Below are 18,506 nucleotides of genomic sequence, written 5' to 3' on the forward strand. Positions count from 1 at the left end.
CCCCGGCGGAGGAACTCAGCCCTTGATGCCGGTCTCCGCGACACCCCTGACCAGGAAGCGCTGCAACGTCACGAAGACGATGACCAGCGGCAGGATCGACACGGCCGCGGCCAGGAACAGCTGGTGCACGTTCAGGTTCTGCGCGGTGAGGAAGCTCGACAGCGCCACCTGCACGGTCCACGAGGACTGGTCCTGGGCGATCACCAACGGCCACAGGAACGCGTTCCAGCTGCCGATGAAGGAGATCACCGCGAGCGCGGCGATGAAGTTGCCGGAGTTCGGCACCACGATCCGCCAGAACGTGCCCCAGTAGCCGAGGCCGTCGATCCGCGCCGCCTCCTCCAGCTCCTTCGGGAACGCGAGGAAGTACTGGCGGAACAGGAACGCGGTGAACCCGCTGAACAGGCCGGGGATGACCAGGCCGCGCAGGTCGCTGAGCCAGCCGAGGCTGGACACCACGACGAAGCTCGGCACGAACGTCACCGCCGCCGGGATCATCAGCGTCGCCACGATCGCGTAGAAGACCTTGTCCGCGTGGCGGTACGGGATGCGCGCCAGACCGTAGCCCGCGAGCCCGCACAGCAGCAGCTGGCCGATCGTCTGCAACACCGACACGACCACCGAGTTGCCCAGGCTGGCCAGCAGCGGCACCGACGGATCGGCGAACAGCTCGGCGAAGTTCTCCCAGTGCAGCGTGTCCGGGAAGAACTTCCAGTCCGGCGCCGCGATCTCCGCCTCGGTGGCCAGACCGTTGCGCAGCAGCAGGTAGAACGGCACCAGGAACAGCAGCGCCGCGACCCCGAGCGCGAGGTAGCGCAGCACCGAGGTGACCACGCCCGCCGGGGTGCGCCGGTACCCGGCCGGGCGGTGCACGTGCGCCTTCACTCGCCCCTCCTGAAGCCGAACAGCCTGCCTTGCAACAACGTCACCAGCGCGATCAGCAGGGCGAGGATCACCGCGCCCGCGCTGCCGTGGCCGAAGTCCTGACCACCGCTGCCCAGCGCCGTGTAGTAGAGGTAGACCAGCGGCGGTCTGGCGAAGGGCGGGTAGCCGTCGGCCGAGCCGAGCACGTTGTAGAACTCGTCGAAGGCCTGGTAGGCCGCGATGAGCGTGAGCAGGACGACCGACACCGAGGTCGCGCGCAGCTGCGGCAGCGTGATGTGGCGCAGCGTCTGCCACCCCGGCTTCGCCCCGTCGATCCACGCCGCCTCGTAGAGGTGCTGCGGGATCCGTTGCAGACCGGCGATGAACAGGATCATGTAGAAGCCGAGCTGTAACCACAACCGCAGCGACACCAGCACCAGCCAGTACCACGGCGGATCGGTGGAGACCGTCCACGCGATCGGCTCGATCCCGAACAGGGACAGGAAGGCGTTGGCCAGCCCGTAGCGCAGGCCGTTGAAGATCGACAGCTTCCAGATCAGCGACGCGACCACGTAGGAGCACGCCGTCGGCAGGAAGAACACCGACCGGAAGAACGTCCGCATGAAGCTGATCTGGTTGACCAGCAGCGCCAACGCCAGCGACAGCACGAACGTCAACGGCACGATGAACAGCGCGAACAGGGTGAAGGTGCCCATGCTCTGCAGGAACGCGCCGTCGGTGAGCATGTCGACGTAGTTGTCGACACCGACGAACTCGGTCGGGGTGACCGTGTTGTGCGCGTCGAAGAAGCTGAGCAGCAGGCTCCAGCCGATGGGCAGGTAGGCGAAGACCACCAGGCCCGCGGCGAACGGGCCGACGAAGAGCCAGAAAGCCTTGGCGTTGCCCGGTTTCCTCTTCCTCTTGACCGGAGTGAGCGGCGCAGTGGCGGGGGCGGCGACCGAACTCATCCGTAGAGGCGCTTCAGCTCGTCCTGGGCCTTGGCCACCGCGCCGCGCAGCTCGGCGTCGGCGTTCGCGCCCTCGCGCACGACCCGCGACAGCGCGTCCTGGTACGCGGTGCGCATGGCCTGGGTCCAGTCCGGCGGGTTGGACGAGCGGGCGTGCTCCTTCACGAAGCGCACCGCGTCGGCGGCCGGGCCGGACTTGAGCTTGTCGGCCTTGGCGGACAAGGAGTTGCGCGGCGGGATGTGGAAGCCGTAGGAGAGGTTGAAGTCCTCCTGGTGCTCCGTGCGGTCGATCCACAGCCACTTGATGAACGCCTTGGCCTGGTCGATCTTGGTGCTCTTGGCGTTGACCATCGCGCCGTACGCGCCGACCGGGACCGACGGGGCGCCCGCGCCGGAGTGCTTCGGCCACGGCAGCACGCCGAAGTCCTCGCCCAGCGCCTTCTGCACGGCGGGAACCGCCCACAGACCGCACCACTGCATGGCGACCTGGCCCTGGATGAACGCATCCGGCTCCGACCAGTCCTTGACGGCGCCGAGCAGGAGGCTGTTGCTGGTGTTCAGTTCGCGCAGCTTGGCGATCGCGGAGGCGGCGGCCGGATCGTCGAAGCCGACTTTGTGCTCGGGGGTGACGTAGTCCAGGCCGACCGACCACAGCGCGGGCCCGCCGAGCGTGGACACACCGCCGTCGTTGCCGACGAACAGGCCCTTCACCCCGCCGGTGCTGAGCTTGCGCGCGGCGTCGATCAGCTCGTCGACGGAGGTCGGCGGCTTCACCCCGGCCTTGTCCAGCATGCTCTTGCGGTAGAAGAGCATCTGCATGTCGATGGCCTGCGGAACGCCGTAGATCTTGCCGTCCACTGTGTGCCCGGCGAGCACGGTCGCGGCGAAGTCGTCCTTGGCGGGCGCGATCACGTCGTCCAGCGGGACGATCTGGTTGGCGCGCACCATGCTGATCTGCAACGTGGACTCGAAGACGTCGGGACCGCCGCCGGAGAGCAGCGCGGTCGAGAGCTTCGAGGTGTAGTCGCCCGGGTTCCACTGCACGGACACCGGGGTCGCGGTGTAGGCCTTGGCGTAGCGCTCCACGGCCTGCTGGACGCCGTTCTCGCCGTAGGCGTGGTACCACTGCTGGAGGCCCTGGGCACCGTTGCCGCCGCGGCCGGTGTTCGAGCCGCACGCGCTGCCGAAGGCACCCGCGAGCGCGACGGCGCCCGCCGCGTTCAGAAAACCGCGTCTGGACAGCGGTGTTGAGGACATCGGTACCTCCATCGCACGAACATCGACCACGTGGCCGGTGACTTTCCCACACGGACTTCATCACGCGCGGACGACCCTCGTCGATCAATCCCGGGAGCTGGGATCAGCCTGTTGTGATCACTCCGCCGAGATCAGAACAGCGCTCGCGTTGTCCGCTCCGCCGGCCGCGTCGGCATCGGCCAGCAAGGTCGTCACCTTCGCGATCGCGGCCTTGGGCTGGCCGAGCACCTCGCGAATCCGGTGGAAGGACACCTGCTCGGCGATCCCGTCGGTGCACAGCAGGTAGGTGTCGCCCGGCCGCACGCTCACGCTGAGCACGTCCGGCTCCGGCCGGTCGGGGTGCCCGACGTAGCGGGTGAGGTGGTAGCGCGCTGCCGCCGCCTCGCTCGAGTCGAACGGGTACCAGCCGTTCACCGCGCCGAGCCAGGCCATGGTGTGGTCCACGGTCAGCAGCTCCAGGAGCCCTTGCCGCAGCCGGTACACGCGCGAGTCCCCGAGCTGAGTGATCCAGAACCCCGTTCGCGACTGGACCAGCGCGGTGAGCGTGCAGCCCGCGAAGCCCGGGATCTTGGCGACCTCGTGCTGGGCGTTGGCGACGGCTGCGCGCAACATCTCCGGCGTGATGCCCGTGGTCAGGCTGTTGACGAACGTGTCGACGGCTGCGCGTCCGGCCCGAGCGCTGCCTTCGCCGTCGCCCATGCCGTCCGCGACGACGGCTCGCAGCGGCGCTTCGGAGAGGTGCACGACGTCGTAGTTCGCGTCGTAGCGCCTGCCGATCTCGCTCCCGGCGGCGGCGGTGATCACCTGGTCAGCTCCATGCGCTGCGCGAGGCTGTCCCGGACGGCCGTGAGGCGGTCGATCTCCGCGCTGAGGGTTTCCAACCGCCGCGCCGCGACCCCGTCCCGAGGGCTCCGCGGGCACGGAGTTGTGCCGATCTGGTCGAGGCGGTCCGCGCATCCGCGCAGGTCCTCGACGGTGAGGCCGAGCGCGAGGAGCTCGCGGATCACGCGCACCCGTTTGACGTCGTGGACGTCGTAGACGCGCTGGCCGGTGTGCGTTCGGGTCGGCGGCGGCAGAAGACCTCGCTGCTCGTAGAAGCGCAGGGCCCTTGGCGTCGTGCCCGCCGCTGCCGCCGCGTCACCGATCCGCATCCGCACTCCTCCTGGCTAGAGCTCCACCACCACCGAGCCGACGTGCTGCCCGGTCAGTAGCTCGTGCAGCGCTCGCGGAGCGTTTTCTATGCCCGAGATCTTCGTGTGCGGGAAGGAGACTTCGCCAGCGCGCAACCACTCGCTGAAGCGCTGCTCCCACTCCGCCTGCGCCGGCCAGCAGTCCTTGGGGCTCAGCCCGCGCACGGTGATCCGCTTCGTGATCAGCTGCAGGAGGTCGACCTCGGTGAAGGCGGTGATTCCGGCGTGGTCCGGCGCGAGCTGGCTGGACAGCGCTCCGACGAGCACGAATCGCGCGCTGTCGTTGGCCTTGGTGACTGCGGTGGTCAGTTGCTCGCCGCCGACGTTGTCCAGGAACACGTCGATCCCGTCAGGCGCTTCGCCTCTGGGGAGGACGTCGTCGTAGCCGAGTTCGGTGCGCATGCGCTCCGCCTTCCACGCCGAGCCGGTGCTGCCGACGACCCGCCCCGCGCCGAGCTGCTTGGCGTACTGCGCGGCGAGCGATCCGACCCCACCCGCTCCGCCGGAGATGAACACCGTGTCGCCTTTGCGGATCTCCGCGCCTCGGGCGAAAGCGGTGTAGGCGGTGAGCCCTTGGGACAGGTGCAGGATCGGGTCGGGCAGGACGTCGCTGAGCGCCGTGGTCTGCTCGGCCGGGACGACCGCGTACTCACGCCACCCCTGCCAGTGCGAGACCAGCGTTCCTTGGAGGGGTCCGTCGACGACCTCGCCGATCGCGACGCCGATCAACGGTTCACCCGCCTTGATCCCCGGGAACGGCGCGCCCTCCACGCCACCGCCGAAGAGCGTGCGCACCGCTGGGAACACCTGGAAGTACCGGTTCCTGACCAGGACCTCGCCTTCGCCGGGCGCCGGGAGCGTGGTCTCGGCGATGGTGAAGTGGTCGGGGGTGGGCAGTCCGTCCGGGATCGCTGTCAGGCGGACTTCGCGTGAGTTGGTCATGCCGGACGCTAGATCTTGACCCGCGCGTCAGGGGCAAGCCCTGACATCATCGGAGCATGTCAGAGACGATCGAAGCCGGGATCGCGCGCGTAACGTCGGCTCGCGCGGCTGGGCGGCACGAGGAAGCGTTGGAGCTGGCGCTGGAGCTGGCGGCGGAACACCCGGACGACGCGCGCGTGGCGTACCAGGCGGGGTGGGCGCACGACAAGCTCGGCAAGGAGAGCGCGGCGGTGCCGTTCTATTCTCGGGCGCTGAGTTTGCCGGGGTTGAGCCCGGTGGAGCGGCACGGGGTTTTTCTGGGGTTGGGGAGCACTTATCGGACTCTGGGGCGGTACGAGGAGTCACTGGAGACGCTTCGGCGCGGGGTGGCGGAGTTTCCGGACTTTGCGCCATTGAAGGCTTTTTTGGCGATGACGTTGTATAACTGCGGGGAGCACAAGGAGGCTGTGTCCACGTTGCTGAACCTTGTGCTGGACACTACTGGGGATTCTTCGGTGAAGTCTTATTCTGAGGCTATTGCGTTGTATGCTCGGGATTTGGATCAGGTGTGGGATTAGGTTCGCCTCTTTTTTGCTTGGGGGGCGCTGGTTCCTGCGTGGGGTCGGCTTGACCTGGGGGCCCCTTGCGCGTGCCCCTGGGCCTTACAGGGGCACGGGATAGAACACCCGGCCCTCGCGGAAGCGTATGGCACGCGCACCCCAGGTAAAGCCTCGGTTCTGTTGGCGGCTTACGTTCCAGCGTGGGGCATTTCGGGAGTTTGGGCGCCTGGGAATTCATTCTTTAGAGCCATGATCCACTATTATTTGCGGGTAGAATTGGGGGTATGACCCTCGATGAACTCTTGGTCGAGGTTGAGGCGAAACAGGCCGCTCTGTGTCATGCGAAAGCGGAACTCGCCACAGCCTTGATCACATTCCACGTCGCCGCTGACGATCGTGATTACCGGTTCGTGCAGAATGAGATCGCCTGCGCCCTGCACATCTCCCGACGCGGGGCGGATCGCATCCTGTCCAACGCCTCCGAGCTGACCGAACGCCCCCGGGTGCTCGCAGCCCTGGCGGCCGGGAAGATCAATGAGAGCAAAGCCCTGCTCATCGTCGACCAGATCCGCATCCTCAAAGAACCCCAGACCTCCATCGCCGAGGCGAACCTGCTGGAGTACGCCCCCACCCGGACCTACACCTCGATCCGGCGGCGTGCTCAGACGTTGATCCACAAACTCGACCCCAAAGCCGCCGATCTCCGGCACGAGGAGAAGCGCAAACGGCGCCTGGTGGAGAAGATCAACCTCGACGACGGCATGGCCGAACTCCGCCACACCATGACCGCGCATGACACGGCGATGGCCTTCGACCACATCGACAGGATCGCGCGCAGCCTCCTGAAAGACGACCGAACCCTGGACCAGAAACGAGCCGACGTCGCCCGAGACCTGCTGCTAGGCCTGGACACCCCGGCACCGCAGGGCCAGACGATGGTCTACCTCACCATGCCCATCACGGCACTCCTCGGTCTCACCGATGATCCGGGCATGCTGGCCGGGTACGGGCCGATCCCCACCCACGTCGCCCAAGACATCGCAGCAGGCGGTATCTGGAAACGCATCCTCACCGACCCGGTGACTGGGATGGCAGAAGAGGTCAGTGACGCCTATCGGCCGTCGCCGAAACAGCGAGAGTTGATCAACGCCCGGTACCCGCGCTGCACAGCGATCGGATGTCAGCAGCCCTCACACCGATGCGACCTCGATCATTGCTGCCCGTTCGACGGAACCAACACGACAGTGCGCAACCTGCGGCCGAAATGCCGTCATCACCACACCATGAAGACCCACTCCAACTGGCGCTGCGAAAACCTCGACGACGGCACCCACCGATGGACGACCCCGGCCAAGCGCACCTATGACACCGAGCTGGAGCCGATCGCCGAACCCGCGCCCTTCTGATCAGTCGAGAACGGCGGGATCGAACACGGGACGGACCTCCACCGAGCCGCCGATGAGCACGTCGGGCATGCGCGCGGCGATCGAGGCGGCCTCGTCGAAGGATGCGCACTCGACGACGTAGAAACCGGCGAGGTGTTCCTTGGCCTCGGCGTAGGGGCCGTCGGTGACGAGGGGCTTGCCGTCGCGGAGGGACACGTGCCTGCCGAGCTGGGGATCGCCGAGGCCCTCGGAGGCTACGAGGTGACCGGACTTCCTGAGCTCCTCGGTGAGGTTCATGTGGCCGTGGCCGAAGTCGGAGCGCTGCTGATCGGTCAGCAGCTCCCACCGGGCGAGGGACGCGGCGTTGCTCTGGATCAAGATCACGTACTTCACGGGGGATCTCCTGAACATTTCTTCGGCGAGCGTGTCGAGCGGGCGGGATCGGCTTCGACGTCCCAGGCGCAAGGACGGACGACGACACAGTAGGAGCACCCCATGACAGTCATCGAGCAGATCATCGCCGACCGCGCCGCCGCGATGCGGGACAAGGACCCGGAGCGGGTCGTGGCCGCCTACGCGCCGGAGGTGGTGAGGTTCGACCTCGCGCCGCCGCTGGGGACGACGGGCGCCGAAGTCACCGATCCGGACGGGATTCGGGCGTGGTTCTCGAAGTTCGCCGGGCCGGTGGGCTACGAGGTGACCGAGCTGGTGGTGACCGAGGGCGCCGACGTGGCGTTCTGCCACAGCCTGAACCGGCTCGCCGCGACCCCGCACGGCTCGCCGGAAGGCTTTGAGATGTGGTTCCGCGTCACGCTGGGGCTGCGCCGGGTGGACGGTGACTGGAAGATCACGCACGAGCACGCGTCGACGCCGTTCTACATGGACGGCTCGTTCCGCGCGGCGACGGACCTCAAGCCGGAGTCCTAGCCGGAGGGCTGGGGACTGTCCTGCAAGCCATCGGGTTTGCCGGTCTTCAAGACCACCTAACCCCCGCCCCAGCCGTCTTCAACGACAGCAAACCCCGTAAGACCGCTGGGTTTGCGGCGGTTAACGATGATCAGCAGCGGGGTTTGCTGGTCTTGAAGACACCCCAACCCCCCGGCGACACCGTGCGGAACACACAGCGCAACCACTTGCAGGACACGTTCTAGTGGAAGTCCTCGGCGGTGCCGGGCACGGCGGGGCCGCAGTCGGCGGGCAGGGCGGCGACGGTGACCGCCACGGCTCCGGCGGCATCGTCCTCGCCGAGCACGGTGTCGTCGGGGCCGACCACGCGGTAGCGGCCCGCGCCGAGGGGGACCACGACGGGCGGGACGCTGAGGTACGGGTAGCCGGTGCAGCGGCTGAACAGCAGCGCGCGGCGGCTGGTGAAGGGGAACAGCTCGCGCAGGCGCGGCTCGATGAGCGCGGCCTCGACGAGCGGGCGGAGGTGGGGGTCGCCGTCCTCCAGCAGCATCCGCCACTTCACCTCGACGGCGTCGCCGCGCTCGTGGGCCTCGGCCAGCTCCGTGTAGGACAGCAGCGGCCAGCCCGCGCGGAGATCGGCGAGGCGGGCGCCGGCCTCCCAGGCGCGGCAGATGCCGACGACCTCGGTGATGTCGGCGGTGTCGCCGCGAGCGAGGTTCACGCCACGGCTCCACAGGCTGAGCTGGAAAGAACGCTCCCGGCACGCGAGATCGACCTCGACGACACCGCGTGCGCTGAGCACGCGAGCGGAGTGCGGGTGCTGGTCGGCCTCGAACACGAGCGCGGCGCCGTCCTCGGTGGACTGCTGCAGCAGGGCGGTGCTCAGATCGCCCGCTTCGACGAGCTCGGGGTAGTGGGGACGCATGTCGTCGCGCATGGGGTGGGAGTGGTCCTCGTCGTGTGCGGGCCGGTGGATGACCAGCACAGCATTCCTCAAGGACTTTCGTGACCGAGGAAGGGGGGACGGTGCGGTGGTCGCCTCACGGCGGGTGGCACGAACGCGGCTCCAGCCGAACGGTATTCCGCGACGGCCCGTTGTAGGCCCGGGGGACACAAATCCGCACCGCCCCAGTCGATCAACTGACAGACCCGCCCCCGTGTTCCCGGCACGCGATGTGACCTGGGTCACTCATTCGCCGGAGCCGTAGGGGCGGGTGAGGATCTCCAGGTTGTGGCCGTCGGGGTCGTCGAAGTACACGCCCCGGCCGCCGTCGTTGGTGTTGATCTGGCCAGCTCCACGGTGACCGGGCCCGGCCCAGTAGGGCAGGCCGCGCTCGCGGAGGCGGCCGAAGATGACGTCGAACTCCTCCTCTTCGACGAGGAACGCGTAGTGCTGCCTGGTGAACTCGCCGGAGTCGTGCATGACGTCGAGCGAGACCCCGTTCGCGGTCTCCACGACCAGGAACGGCCCGAACGGCACCGCATCGGGCAGCCCGAGCACCGAGGTCAGGAACCGCGCGGTGGCCGCGCGGTCGGTCGAGTGGACGATGGTGTGGTTCAGCTGCACGGTCATGATCGGACCGTAGAACCTCCACAACGCTTGAGGTCAAGGCGCGAGGTGCTGCGCGAACCAGTCGACGACGAGCTGCTCCTCGCTCTGCTTGGTCTCGCGGTCGGCCACCACGTGCCCCTCGCCGTCCACTCGCACGAGCTTCACCGGCAGGTCGAGTTCCACCATCCGCGCGGCCATCCGGTCGGACTCCTCGATGGACACACGCGTGTCGTTGATCCCGTGCACCAGCAGCAGCGGCGCCCGCACCCGGTGGGCGTGCACGTACGGGCTGGCCTCCTTCAGCCGGGCGAAGTCGGCGGGGTCGTCGGGATCGCCGAGCCAGTCCTTCGCGCGGCGCCGCCACGTCGGCGGGAACGAGCGCACGTCGCTGACCAGGTCGGACACCCCGCAGATCGACACGCCCGCGCGCCACAGCTGCGGCAGCCTGCTGAGGCAGCTCAGCGTCGCGAAGCCGCCGTAGGACGCGCCGAGCACCCCGAGCCGCGCACCGTCCACCCAGCTCAGGCCGTTGAGGTAGGCGGCAGCACCCGCGAGGTCGTCCAGGTCGCCGCCGCCCCAGTCGCGGTAGATCAGGCGCTGGTAGCTCAGCCCGTAGCCGGAAGAGCCGCGGATGTTCGTCGCGAGCACGCCGATCCCGCGCGCGAGCAGCATCTGGGTCACCGGCCAGAACCACGGGCGGGTCTGGAACTCCGGCCCGCCGTGGACGTCGACCACGACCCCGGCCGATGTGACCCCGCGCGGGCGGTAGAGCAGGCCGTGCACGGTGCGGCCGTCCGCGCTCGGGAAGCGCACGATCTCGGGTTCGATGAGGTCCGCGGGCAGGTCCGGGCCGGAGTCGGTGAGCTGGCGGACTCGGCCGGTCACGAGGTTCGCCGTCCACACGTCCTTCGCCGCGGTCGGCCTGCTGATCAGCGTGAACAGCTCCTCACCGCGCACGTGGACGGTCTGTCCGTCGTAGCCGAACTCCTGCATCGCGACGCAGCGGGGGAGTCCGTCGACAGTGCCGCGCTCGCCGGTGCGCGGGTTGAGCCACTCCAGCCGGGAGTAGGTCGCGACGTTGACGCCCCACACCAGCCACTCACCGTCGGGCGAGAGCACCGCGCCGTCGATGTCGTGCTCCGGCGTGGCCACCCAGTCCAGCGAGCCGTCCGGCTTGAGCAGCGCGAGCCCGGTGTGGTCGCGGCCGAGGGTGGTGCAGACGTAGATCCCGTCCTCCGACCACCCAGCTGGCAGGAACTTCGCTGGGCCGTCGTGCGGGGTGAGGTGCTCGATCGCGCCGGTGTCGACGTGGCAGGCGAACAGGTCGTGCTCGGTGCCCTGGTGCATCCGCAGCACCAGCAGTTGCCGCGAGTCGGGGGAGAAGAACATCGGCAGGTAGCGGTCCTCGCTGACCTCAACCCCAGCTTGAAGCACGGTCGTCACCGCGCCCGTGGTGAGGTCGCGGACGAACACGTCGAAGACGCTCTCGTCCCTGGCGCTGGTCGAGAACGCCAGGAAGCGGCCGTCCGGGCTGTACGGGTTGCCGGAGCTGGCGTAGGGCACGCCGATCTCCGCGCGGGTGTTCTCGCTGGTCAGCCACTCGACGGCACCGGTGGCGATGTCGATCTCGGCGAGCCGGTAGTTCTCCGCGCCGGTGGGGTCGACCTGGACGAGCAGCCTGCTCCCGTCCGGCCGCCACGCCAGCCTGGTGACCGTGCCGTCCACGTCGAGCAGCCGCGGTGGCCTCGCACCGTCCATAGTGGACAACCACGGTTGTGGTGATCCGCTGGCGTCGGAGATGTGTGCCAGCAGCGTGCCGTCGGGGCTCGGGGCGAATCCGCTGAGGTCGTCGTGAATCATCGCGGGCCGCCCAGGGTGTGCTGGATCGCCGCGGCGGCGACGATGCCGTTGAGGAAGCGGTCGATCTCCATGTTCTCGTTCGGCGCGTGGTTGCGTTCGTCGGCGTTGGCCAGCGGAACGCCGTAGCACGGCACGTCGAGGACGTCGGTGAACGCGGCGATCGGCAGGCTGCCGCCGAGCGCGGGCACGAGCAGCGGCGGCTCGCTGAGCCCGAGTTCGGTGCCCGCGAGGATCGCGCGGGTGTAGGGCGTCTCCGGCAGCGTGCGTGATGGCGGCATGGAACCTCCTGGGATGAACTCGATGTCCGGCGCGCGCTCGGCGACGTGCCTGCGCAGCGCCTCGATGACGTCCTCCACCTTCTGGCCCCCGACCAGGCGCATGTCGCAGCGCGCGATCGCCACGCTCGGGATCACCGTCCGGTGCTCGTCGCCGTCCTCGCAGGTCAGCGAGTTGATCGTGAAGGTCGGCGCGGTCAGGCGCTCGTAGTAGCCCTCCAGCGGCGAGGGCTCCAGGCGCGTCGTCCCCATCTCGGCGAGCACCTCGGGCAGGTCCAGCGGCAAGGCCTCCAGCGCGGCGCGCTCCTCGGCCGACAGCGGGTCCACGTCGTCCGCGCAGCCCTTGACCAGCACGTTTCCGTCCGCGTCGCGCATCGTGGCGAGCAGCTGCACGAGCTGCCACGCGGGGTTGAGCGCGACGCCTCCCCAGTTCCCGGAGTGCAGCGGCGCGCGGGGGCCGGTGGCTCGCAGCTCGAAGGTGACGATGCCGCGCACGCCCAGCACCACGCAAGCGCGGCCTGACTCGTGCACCGGCCCGTCGCTCCACAACACCAGGTCAGGGCGGTCGTCGGTGAAGCGCTCATGGACGACCCGCGCGAGGTTCGGGCTGCCGACCTCCTCCTCACCGTCGAGCAGCACCGTGACGCGGCACGGCAGTCCTCCGGTCAGCTCGCGCAGCGCTCGCAAGCCCAGTAGCTGCGCTAGGTGCTGGCCCTTGTTGTCGCCGGTGCCGCGCCCGTACATGCGGCCGTCGCGCACCTCGGGGTCAAACGGCGGAGAGATCCACTCGTCGAGCGGGCCCGCCGGCTGGACGTCGTAGTGCCCGTAGATCAGCACGTGCGGAGCGCCGGTCGGGCCGTCCGCCCTGCCGATCAGGGCGGGCTGGCCGTCGGTCGGCACCACCTCGGCGTCGAGGCCGCTGGAGCGCAGCAGGTCCAGCCCGTGCAGCAGCGCCTCCGGCATGCCCTCACCGGTTCGGCTGACGCTGGGCTGTGCGACCCACGCGCCCAGTTCGGTGATCAGGCTCTCCGAGCGGTCCGCCACCCACAGCCGGACCTGGTCGATCAGCGCGTCCACGACACCCCCAAAGTGATTGCACTTTATGAAATCGGTAGCACGAACGGGGCTGATCGAACAAGCGGACGTCGGTTAACCTGCACGAATGTCACGACCGACGCGGAGCGCGACGGTGGCCGAGCTCAAGGCGCTCGGCCATCCGCTGCGCTGGCGCATCCTCCGGCTGTGCCTGGACCAGGCGTTGACCAACCAGCAGATCGCGCAGCGGCTGGAGATGTCGCCCGCGACCACGCTCCGGCACGTCCGCGCCCTGGTGAACACCGAGTTCCTGGAGGCGACCGAGGTGCGCACCGGCGCTCGCGGCTCCTTGGAACGGCCGTACCGCGCGACCAGGCGCACTCGCGGCCTCGCCTCGCTCGACCTGGACGCCGCCGAGCTGGTGCAGCAAATGGACCTCGCGCTGCTCTCCGCCCACCGCGCCGAACTCGCTCAGGCCGGCCCCGACGCGAGCCGTGACCTCGCGCGCGGCGTGCTGCGGCTGTCCGAGGAGTCGCAGGCCGAGCTGCGCAAGCGCCTCGCCGACCTGCTCGCCGAGTTCGAGGCCCGCGACGAGCCCGACGGCGAACCGCTGAGCTACCTCTGGTCGATCGCTCTCCGCCCCTGAATCTCGTTTCACAGCGCGGTGTGCCGGGCGGCAGGATGGTCCACTGTGGAGACTGGTGTCGCGGAGCCGGAACTTGTCGGTCAGACGCGCTTGCCGGACGGCAGGGCGCTGGGCTGGGCGGAGTGGGGACCTTCGGACGGGCGCCCCGTGCTGCTCTGCCCCGGCGCCGCGACGAGCCGGCGACTCGGCTTCGGCACGGACTCGTTGCCCGCGATGAACGTGCGGTTGATCTCCGTCGACCGCCCCGGGCTCGGCGCGTCCGACCCGCAGCCCGGACGTTCGCTGACGTCCTGGGCCGACAACATCGCCCATCTGCTCAAGGCCCGTTCGCTCGGCGTTCCCGCTGTCGTGGGCTTCTCCCAGGGAGCGCCCTTCGCGCTGGCGTGCGCCGCGGCCGGGCTCGTGCGCGCGGTCGCGCTGGTCTCGGCGGGCGATGAGCTGGCCAACCCGATCTTCGCCGACCGCCTCGTTCCCGACGTGCGGCGCATGGTCGACCTGGCCGTGAACGACCCCGGCGCGGCGGAGCGGCTGTTCTCCGGCATGAGCGCGGACGCCATGTGGGACATGGTGATCACCATGAGCGGCGCGGGCGATCGCTGCGTCTACACAGGACCGAACTTCGCGCGCGCCTACCGGTCCGCGATGGCCGAGTGCTTCGCCCAGGGCCCCGCCGGGTACGCGCGCGACACCGTGCTTGCCATGCGCCCGTGGCCCTTCGACCTCACCGCGATCACCGTGCCCGTCGAGCTCTGGTTCGGCGCCGAGGACACCAGCCCCGTGCACTCCCCAGACCTCGGCGAATCCCTGGCCGCCCGCCTGCCCTCCGCCCGCCGCTCCATTGTGGACGGTGCGGGCGGCGCCCTCCTCTGGACCCACGCCGCCCCCATCCTCCGCTCGCTCCTCCTTCCCTTCTCAACCCCCTCAGCACCGACTGATGAACCCAATGTGGCATCGGTTACGTCTGACGAAACAAATGCCACATTGGGTACGTGAACCGCCCCAGGCCCACCGGGGTTTGTGGTGGTTGAAGACCCCCGCGACGGGGGTTAGGCGTACTTGAAGACCCCCAAACCCCACCAGGCGAAGGGTTTGTGGCGGTTAACGACCTCAGGACCGGGGGTTCGGGGTACTTGAAGACTGGCAAACCTCCGCTGCCACCCACTACGGCCAGAACCGGCTGAGCTATGCGCCCAGGAACTCGATCAGTGCCGCCGAGAGGACGTGCGGGTCGACGTAGTGGGTCTGCCCGGCGAGCACGCGGTGTTCGCCGTTGAGCACTCCGTCGGCGATCTTCTGCGCGGCTGAGCCGAAGAACGCCGGACTGTCACCGCCGCTCAACGCGAGCGTAGGAACCGTAACGGCAGCAAGGGATTCGACGGGCACGGTTCCGCCCCTGGAGTAGTAGCGCAGCACTGCCGCGTCGTAGGCGAGCGAAGGCGCGACGGCCTCCATCGCCGCCCAGGTCTGCATGTTCCTGATCTGTGCGACGGTCTCCTCTGGCATGCCGGTGATGCTCATGAACAACGCGGCCGCGTCTCCGCGCCTGCCCTCGCCGAGGAGTTCGGTGAGGCGGGTGGCGTACTCGGCGGCGCCCTTGCGCTGGGCGGGGCTGTCCTCGGCGAACGGGGCCTCGTAGATCGCGAGGCGGGTCACCGGCAGGCCGGACGCGGTTGCCTCCAGGGCCAGTGCGCCGCCGGAGGACATGCCGTAGAGCATCGCCGATCCGCCTGCTTCGGCGATGAGCGCGGCGACGTCCTCGACCTCGCTGGCGGCGGCCCGCTCCTCGTTCTGCGCGGGCGCGCCGGGCGGCATCGGGTCGCCGCTGTCCCCGCGTCCCCTGCGGTCGAAGCAGAACACGGTGAAGCGCTCGGCGAGCAGTGCCGACAGGTCGGGATCGGAGTTCCTGGTCATCGTCGCGCCGCCGACGTAGATCAGCGCCGGGCCGGAGCCGAACCGGTCGTAGGCGATGGTCGTGCCGTCGGCGGAGCGCACTGTCTGACTCATGGGCCAGATCGTAGGTCCGGGCACCGACGACCGCCGTGGATCTCCGCCCCATCGGGCAGCAGCTCAGAGACCGAGCTTGGTGACCGCGTTGTCCTCCAGCGGCGTGGCGATGCGGATGTAGCGGTGGACCGTGCGCGGGTTGGCCCAGCGGCCCTGGCGCATGATCTCGCGGTCGCTGGCGCCGCCGAGCGCGGCCTGCGTGGCGAAACCGGAGCGCAGCGAGTGCCCGGAGAACAGCTGCGGGTCGAGACCGGCCTTCGCCGCGTAGCGCTTGACCAGCTCGGCCACCGCGCGCCCGGACATCGCGGTCGCGGCGATCCGCCCGTGCTGGCTGACCGACGGGAACAGCGGCCTGCCGGTGCCGTCGCTGAGCGCGGTGCCCGCGAAGCCGTGGCAGCGGTGGACTTTCGTCGTCTCGAACGTGTGTGAGCGGAGCTCGTCGTGCGTCGGGATCTCCAGCAGCTCCGTCCACGCGACGTAGGCGCACACCGGGCACGTGTCCGGCCGCTGACCGCGCGGGAGCACGACCTGTTGCTGGCGCACGCCGGTGGGGTCGGTCTTGGTGACGGCGAGCCTGATGATCAGCACGGGTTCGCCGGTTCCCGGATCGGTCTGCACATCGACGTCGTCGAGGGAGATCGTGGCCAGCTCACTGCGGCGCAGCGCCCCGGCGAAGCCGATCAGCAGCACCAGTGCGTCGCGCCTGCGCGCCGGTTCGGTCGGCCAGCCGGGCTCGGGCAACTGCGCCAACAGCTCGGTGAGCGTGTGCAGCAGGACGGGCCGTTTGCGCTTGGGCTGGGCGCGGCGACTGCGCCGAATTCCGCGCAGTGTCAAGCGAACCACGTCCGAGCGCGTCGGCGACGGCAAACCGTTCGCGGCGTGCACGGCGGCGATGGCGGCAGCCTTGCGCTCCAAAGTGGACGGTGCGAAGGCCCAGCGAACTCCGTCGTCCGCGCGCGCCTCCGCGGCCGCCGCGAGGTACACGGCCACGTCGAGCGCATCGGCTGGCAGGGCTTGCCGTCCTTCGCGAGAACACCATCCCGCCCAGCCGATCCAGTCAGCGCGGTAGGCCCGCAAAGTGTTGGGGGACTGGGACTCTTCGAGGTACTTGGCCAACGCTTCGGCTTGGGCGTCGGCGAAGCGCGCCCGCACCTCGGCGAGCGCGGCGGAGTCGATCAGGACGCTGCGCGGCCGTTCACCGAGCGCGACGCGCACCGGCTCCGGGAGCGGGATCAGTTCGCCCATGATCGGATTCTAGGGCCTGCTGGGCGCGGTCGTAGGCAGCGCGCGCCGAGGCGATCTCCACCTGGTGCGTCTCGGTCCACACCACCAGCGACTGCACCGCCGAGTGCAGCGTCACGCCGAGCGAGGTCAGCTCGTACTCCACGCGCGGCGGCACCACCGGGTACACCGTGCGCTCGACCAGGCCGTCGCGTTCGAGCTGGCGCAGCGTGACGGTCAGCATCCGCTGGCTGACGCCGTCGACCTCGCGCAGCAGCTCGGTGAACCGCATCCGCCTGCTGGCCAGCAGTGCCACCACGAGCAGCGACCACTTGTCGGCGATGCGGTCCAGGATCTGGCGCACCTCGCAGCCCTCGCGGACGTCCCACTGGCAGGCGTCGTAGGGGTCTTCGGTTCCCTCGGAGTAACTGGCTGACTTTGAAGTGCCTTCTTCCACAGCGGCTGAGTCTGCTCGAAGCTCGTCTTGGTTACAAGAGGGAACCGTGCAGGTCAGAAGGAGATTCAGTGGTAGTGGCGGTGGAAAGGCAGCGGTACGGCGCGCTGCTGGCGGTGCTCTGCGGGGCGATCTTCCTGGAGGGCGTGGACATCGCGATGATGAACGTCGCGCTGCCGTCGATCCGGGCCGACCTCGGGCTGTCCACGGGCGCGCTGCAGTGGGTGATGAGCGCCTACGTGCTCGGCTACGGCGGGTTCATGCTGCTCGGCGGGCGCGCGGGGGACCTGTTCGGCAGGCGGCGGGTGTTCCTGTTCTGGCTCACCGTGTTCATCCTGTTCTCCGGGCTCGGCGCGATCGCGGGCGACGGCTGGACGTTGATCACCGCGCGTTTCGTCACCGGTGTCGCCGCGGCGTTCCTGACCCCGGCGGGGCTGTCGATCATCACGACCACCCTGCCGGAGGGCCCGGTCCGCGAGCGCGCCCTGATGATCTACGCGGGCACGGCCGCCGCCGGGTTCTCGCTCGGCCTGGTCATCGGCGGGGTGCTGACCGCGATCGACTGGCGGTGGGTCTTCCTCGCGCCGGTGATCTTCGCGCTGTGCCTGCTCGCGGGCGCCATCCCGTTGATCCCCCGCGACCCTCGCACCACGCGCTCCTTCCGCGACATCGACTTCGTCGGCGCGATCAGCGTCACCGCCGCCCTGGTGCTGCTCGTGCTCACCATCGAACGCGCTCCACACGCCTCGCTCGTCTCGACCGCTGTCTCCGGGGCGGCGTCCCTAGCGTTGTTCGCGTTGTTCGTGTTGTGGGAGCGTCGCGCCGCACAACCCTTGGTGCGCTTGGGAATCCTGCGTTCGGTGCGGCTGGTGCACGCCAACCTCACGACGCTGCTGGTCGCAGCCGGGTTCTTCGGCTTCCAGTTCGTCGCCGTGCTCTACCTGCGCGAAGTGCTCGGCTGGTCCACGCTCGAAACCAGCTTCATGATGCTGGCCATCGGCCTGGACGCCGTGCTCGCGCCGACGCTCACCCCGCGCCTGACCGCCCGGTTCGGCCACCGTCGCGTGATCATCGTCGGAGTGCTGCTGGCGGTGCTGGCCTACGCGTTGTTCCTCCCCGTCAGCCCGGACTGGGGTTTCGCGGCGATGTTCCCGACGATGGTCCTGCTCGGCGTGTCGTTCGCGTTCGCCTACGGCCCGCTGACCATCACCGCGACCGACGGTGCCGCCGAGTCCGAGCACGGCCTGGCCAGCGGCCTGCTCTACACGTCCTTCCAGTTCGGCGCCGCGCTCGGCCTCTCCGCCGTCACCGGCGCCCTGGCCCTGGGCTTGCACGCCGCCCTCGTCGTGCCCCTCGTCTGCGCCCTGCTCGCCGCCGTCACGGCGTTGCGGTCGTGATGGTGAAGAAGG

At 69.2% G+C, this 18,506-nt stretch carries 20 protein-coding genes; 6 read left to right on the top strand and 14 right to left on the bottom strand.

Annotated elements, in window-relative coordinates:
- Positions 1-15: 15 nt before the first annotated feature.
- From ABD798_RS24370 to ABD798_RS24395, 6 genes are all read right to left on the bottom strand, one after another.
- A complete protein-coding gene (locus tag ABD798_RS24370; protein WP_344880950.1) occupies positions 16-834 on the bottom strand; it encodes a carbohydrate ABC transporter permease in 819 nt (272 codons plus the stop codon).
- Positions 835-881: 47 nt separating this feature from the next.
- On the bottom strand, positions 882-1,832 hold the full coding sequence (locus ABD798_RS24375; protein WP_344878963.1) for a carbohydrate ABC transporter permease: 951 nt from the start codon (positions 1,830-1,832) through the stop codon (positions 882-884).
- On the bottom strand, positions 1,829-3,088 hold the full coding sequence (locus tag ABD798_RS24380; RefSeq protein ID WP_344878966.1) for an ABC transporter substrate-binding protein: 1,260 nt from the start codon (positions 3,086-3,088) through the stop codon (positions 1,829-1,831). Before ABD798_RS24380 ends, ABD798_RS24375 begins: the two co-directional genes overlap by 4 nt.
- 117 nt (positions 3,089-3,205) lie before the next feature.
- Positions 3,206-3,892 carry a PP2C family protein-serine/threonine phosphatase gene (locus tag ABD798_RS24385; RefSeq protein WP_344878969.1) on the bottom strand — a complete coding sequence of 229 codons (687 nt, stop codon included), beginning with the start codon at positions 3,890-3,892 and terminating at the stop codon, positions 3,206-3,208.
- Entirely contained in the window at positions 3,889-4,239 is a 351-nt protein-coding gene (locus ABD798_RS24390) for a MerR family transcriptional regulator (protein WP_344878972.1), read from the bottom strand. Before ABD798_RS24390 ends, ABD798_RS24385 begins: the two co-directional genes overlap by 4 nt.
- A 15-nt stretch (positions 4,240-4,254) precedes the next feature.
- Complete coding sequence (locus ABD798_RS24395) at positions 4,255-5,220, bottom strand: MDR family NADP-dependent oxidoreductase (RefSeq protein WP_344878975.1); 966 nt, start codon at positions 5,218-5,220, stop codon at positions 4,255-4,257.
- A gap of 56 nt (positions 5,221-5,276) precedes the next feature.
- On the opposite strand from ABD798_RS24395, the gene ABD798_RS24400 reads away from it, so the two are divergent.
- Positions 5,277-5,777: a tetratricopeptide repeat protein gene (locus ABD798_RS24400; protein WP_344878978.1), complete on the top strand. Its 501-nt coding sequence runs from the start codon at positions 5,277-5,279 to the stop codon at positions 5,775-5,777.
- A gap of 266 nt (positions 5,778-6,043) precedes the next feature.
- On the top strand, positions 6,044-7,165 hold the full coding sequence (locus ABD798_RS24405) for an HNH endonuclease signature motif containing protein (RefSeq protein ID WP_344878981.1): 1,122 nt from the start codon (positions 6,044-6,046) through the stop codon (positions 7,163-7,165).
- Here ABD798_RS24405 and ABD798_RS24410 read toward each other — a convergent pair whose 3' ends face one another.
- Positions 7,166-7,537, bottom strand: a complete 372-nt coding sequence (locus ABD798_RS24410; protein WP_344878984.1) for a YciI family protein — start codon at positions 7,535-7,537, stop codon at positions 7,166-7,168.
- A gap of 102 nt (positions 7,538-7,639) precedes the next feature.
- Between ABD798_RS24410 and ABD798_RS24415 the strand changes: the two genes are divergently transcribed.
- Positions 7,640-8,071: a YybH family protein gene (locus ABD798_RS24415; RefSeq protein WP_344878987.1), complete on the top strand. Its 432-nt coding sequence runs from the start codon at positions 7,640-7,642 to the stop codon at positions 8,069-8,071.
- A 220-nt stretch (positions 8,072-8,291) separates the two neighbouring features.
- On the opposite strand, the gene ABD798_RS24420 is transcribed toward ABD798_RS24415, so the two are convergent.
- From ABD798_RS24420 to ABD798_RS24435, 4 genes are all read right to left on the bottom strand, one after another.
- Positions 8,292-9,035 (bottom strand): DUF6193 family natural product biosynthesis protein, encoded by a 744-nt coding sequence (locus ABD798_RS24420; protein WP_344878990.1) that lies wholly within the window; start codon positions 9,033-9,035, stop codon positions 8,292-8,294.
- A 204-nt stretch (positions 9,036-9,239) separates the two neighbouring features.
- Positions 9,240-9,623 (bottom strand): VOC family protein, encoded by a 384-nt coding sequence (locus tag ABD798_RS24425; RefSeq protein WP_344878994.1) that lies wholly within the window; start codon positions 9,621-9,623, stop codon positions 9,240-9,242.
- 33 nt (positions 9,624-9,656) lie between these two features.
- On the bottom strand, positions 9,657-11,462 hold the full coding sequence (locus ABD798_RS24430) for a S9 family peptidase (protein WP_344878997.1): 1,806 nt from the start codon (positions 11,460-11,462) through the stop codon (positions 9,657-9,659).
- Entirely contained in the window at positions 11,459-12,814 is a 1,356-nt protein-coding gene (locus ABD798_RS24435; protein WP_344879000.1) for a M20/M25/M40 family metallo-hydrolase, read from the bottom strand. The genes ABD798_RS24430 and ABD798_RS24435 overlap by 4 nt, the downstream gene beginning before the upstream one ends.
- 85 nt (positions 12,815-12,899) lie before the next feature.
- On the opposite strand from ABD798_RS24435, the gene ABD798_RS24440 reads away from it, so the two are divergent.
- Both ABD798_RS24440 and ABD798_RS24445 read left to right on the top strand, forming a co-directional pair.
- Entirely contained in the window at positions 12,900-13,418 is a 519-nt protein-coding gene (locus ABD798_RS24440) for a winged helix-turn-helix transcriptional regulator (RefSeq protein WP_344879002.1), read from the top strand.
- Positions 13,419-13,463: 45 nt separating this feature from the next.
- Entirely contained in the window at positions 13,464-14,411 is a 948-nt protein-coding gene (locus ABD798_RS24445; protein ID WP_344879004.1) for an alpha/beta fold hydrolase, read from the top strand.
- A 189-nt stretch (positions 14,412-14,600) separates the two neighbouring features.
- Here the strand turns inward: ABD798_RS24445 and ABD798_RS24450 are convergent, their stop codons facing one another.
- The 3 genes from ABD798_RS24450 to ABD798_RS24460 all read right to left on the bottom strand — a co-directional run bounded on the left by ABD798_RS24450 (position 14,601) and on the right by ABD798_RS24460 (position 17,100).
- Positions 14,601-15,422, bottom strand: a complete 822-nt coding sequence (locus tag ABD798_RS24450) for an alpha/beta fold hydrolase (protein WP_344879005.1) — start codon at positions 15,420-15,422, stop codon at positions 14,601-14,603.
- 63 nt (positions 15,423-15,485) lie between these two features.
- The gene (locus ABD798_RS24455; RefSeq protein ID WP_344879008.1) at positions 15,486-16,667 is read right to left on the bottom strand and encodes a site-specific integrase; all 1,182 of its coding nucleotides are present in this window, start codon (positions 16,665-16,667) and stop codon (positions 15,486-15,488) included.
- Positions 16,618-17,100 (bottom strand): winged helix-turn-helix transcriptional regulator, encoded by a 483-nt coding sequence (locus ABD798_RS24460; protein WP_344879010.1) that lies wholly within the window; start codon positions 17,098-17,100, stop codon positions 16,618-16,620. Before ABD798_RS24460 ends, ABD798_RS24455 begins: the two co-directional genes overlap by 50 nt.
- Positions 17,101-17,168: 68 nt before the next feature.
- On the opposite strand from ABD798_RS24460, the gene ABD798_RS24465 reads away from it, so the two are divergent.
- Positions 17,169-18,494 carry an MFS transporter gene (locus ABD798_RS24465; protein WP_344879013.1) on the top strand — a complete coding sequence of 442 codons (1,326 nt, stop codon included), beginning with the start codon at positions 17,169-17,171 and terminating at the stop codon, positions 18,492-18,494.
- Positions 18,495-18,506 lie beyond the last annotated feature (12 nt).

Source organism: Allokutzneria multivorans (genome assembly GCF_039537405.1).
In the GTDB taxonomy this organism is placed as follows: domain Bacteria; phylum Actinomycetota; class Actinomycetes; order Mycobacteriales; family Pseudonocardiaceae; genus Allokutzneria; species Allokutzneria multivorans.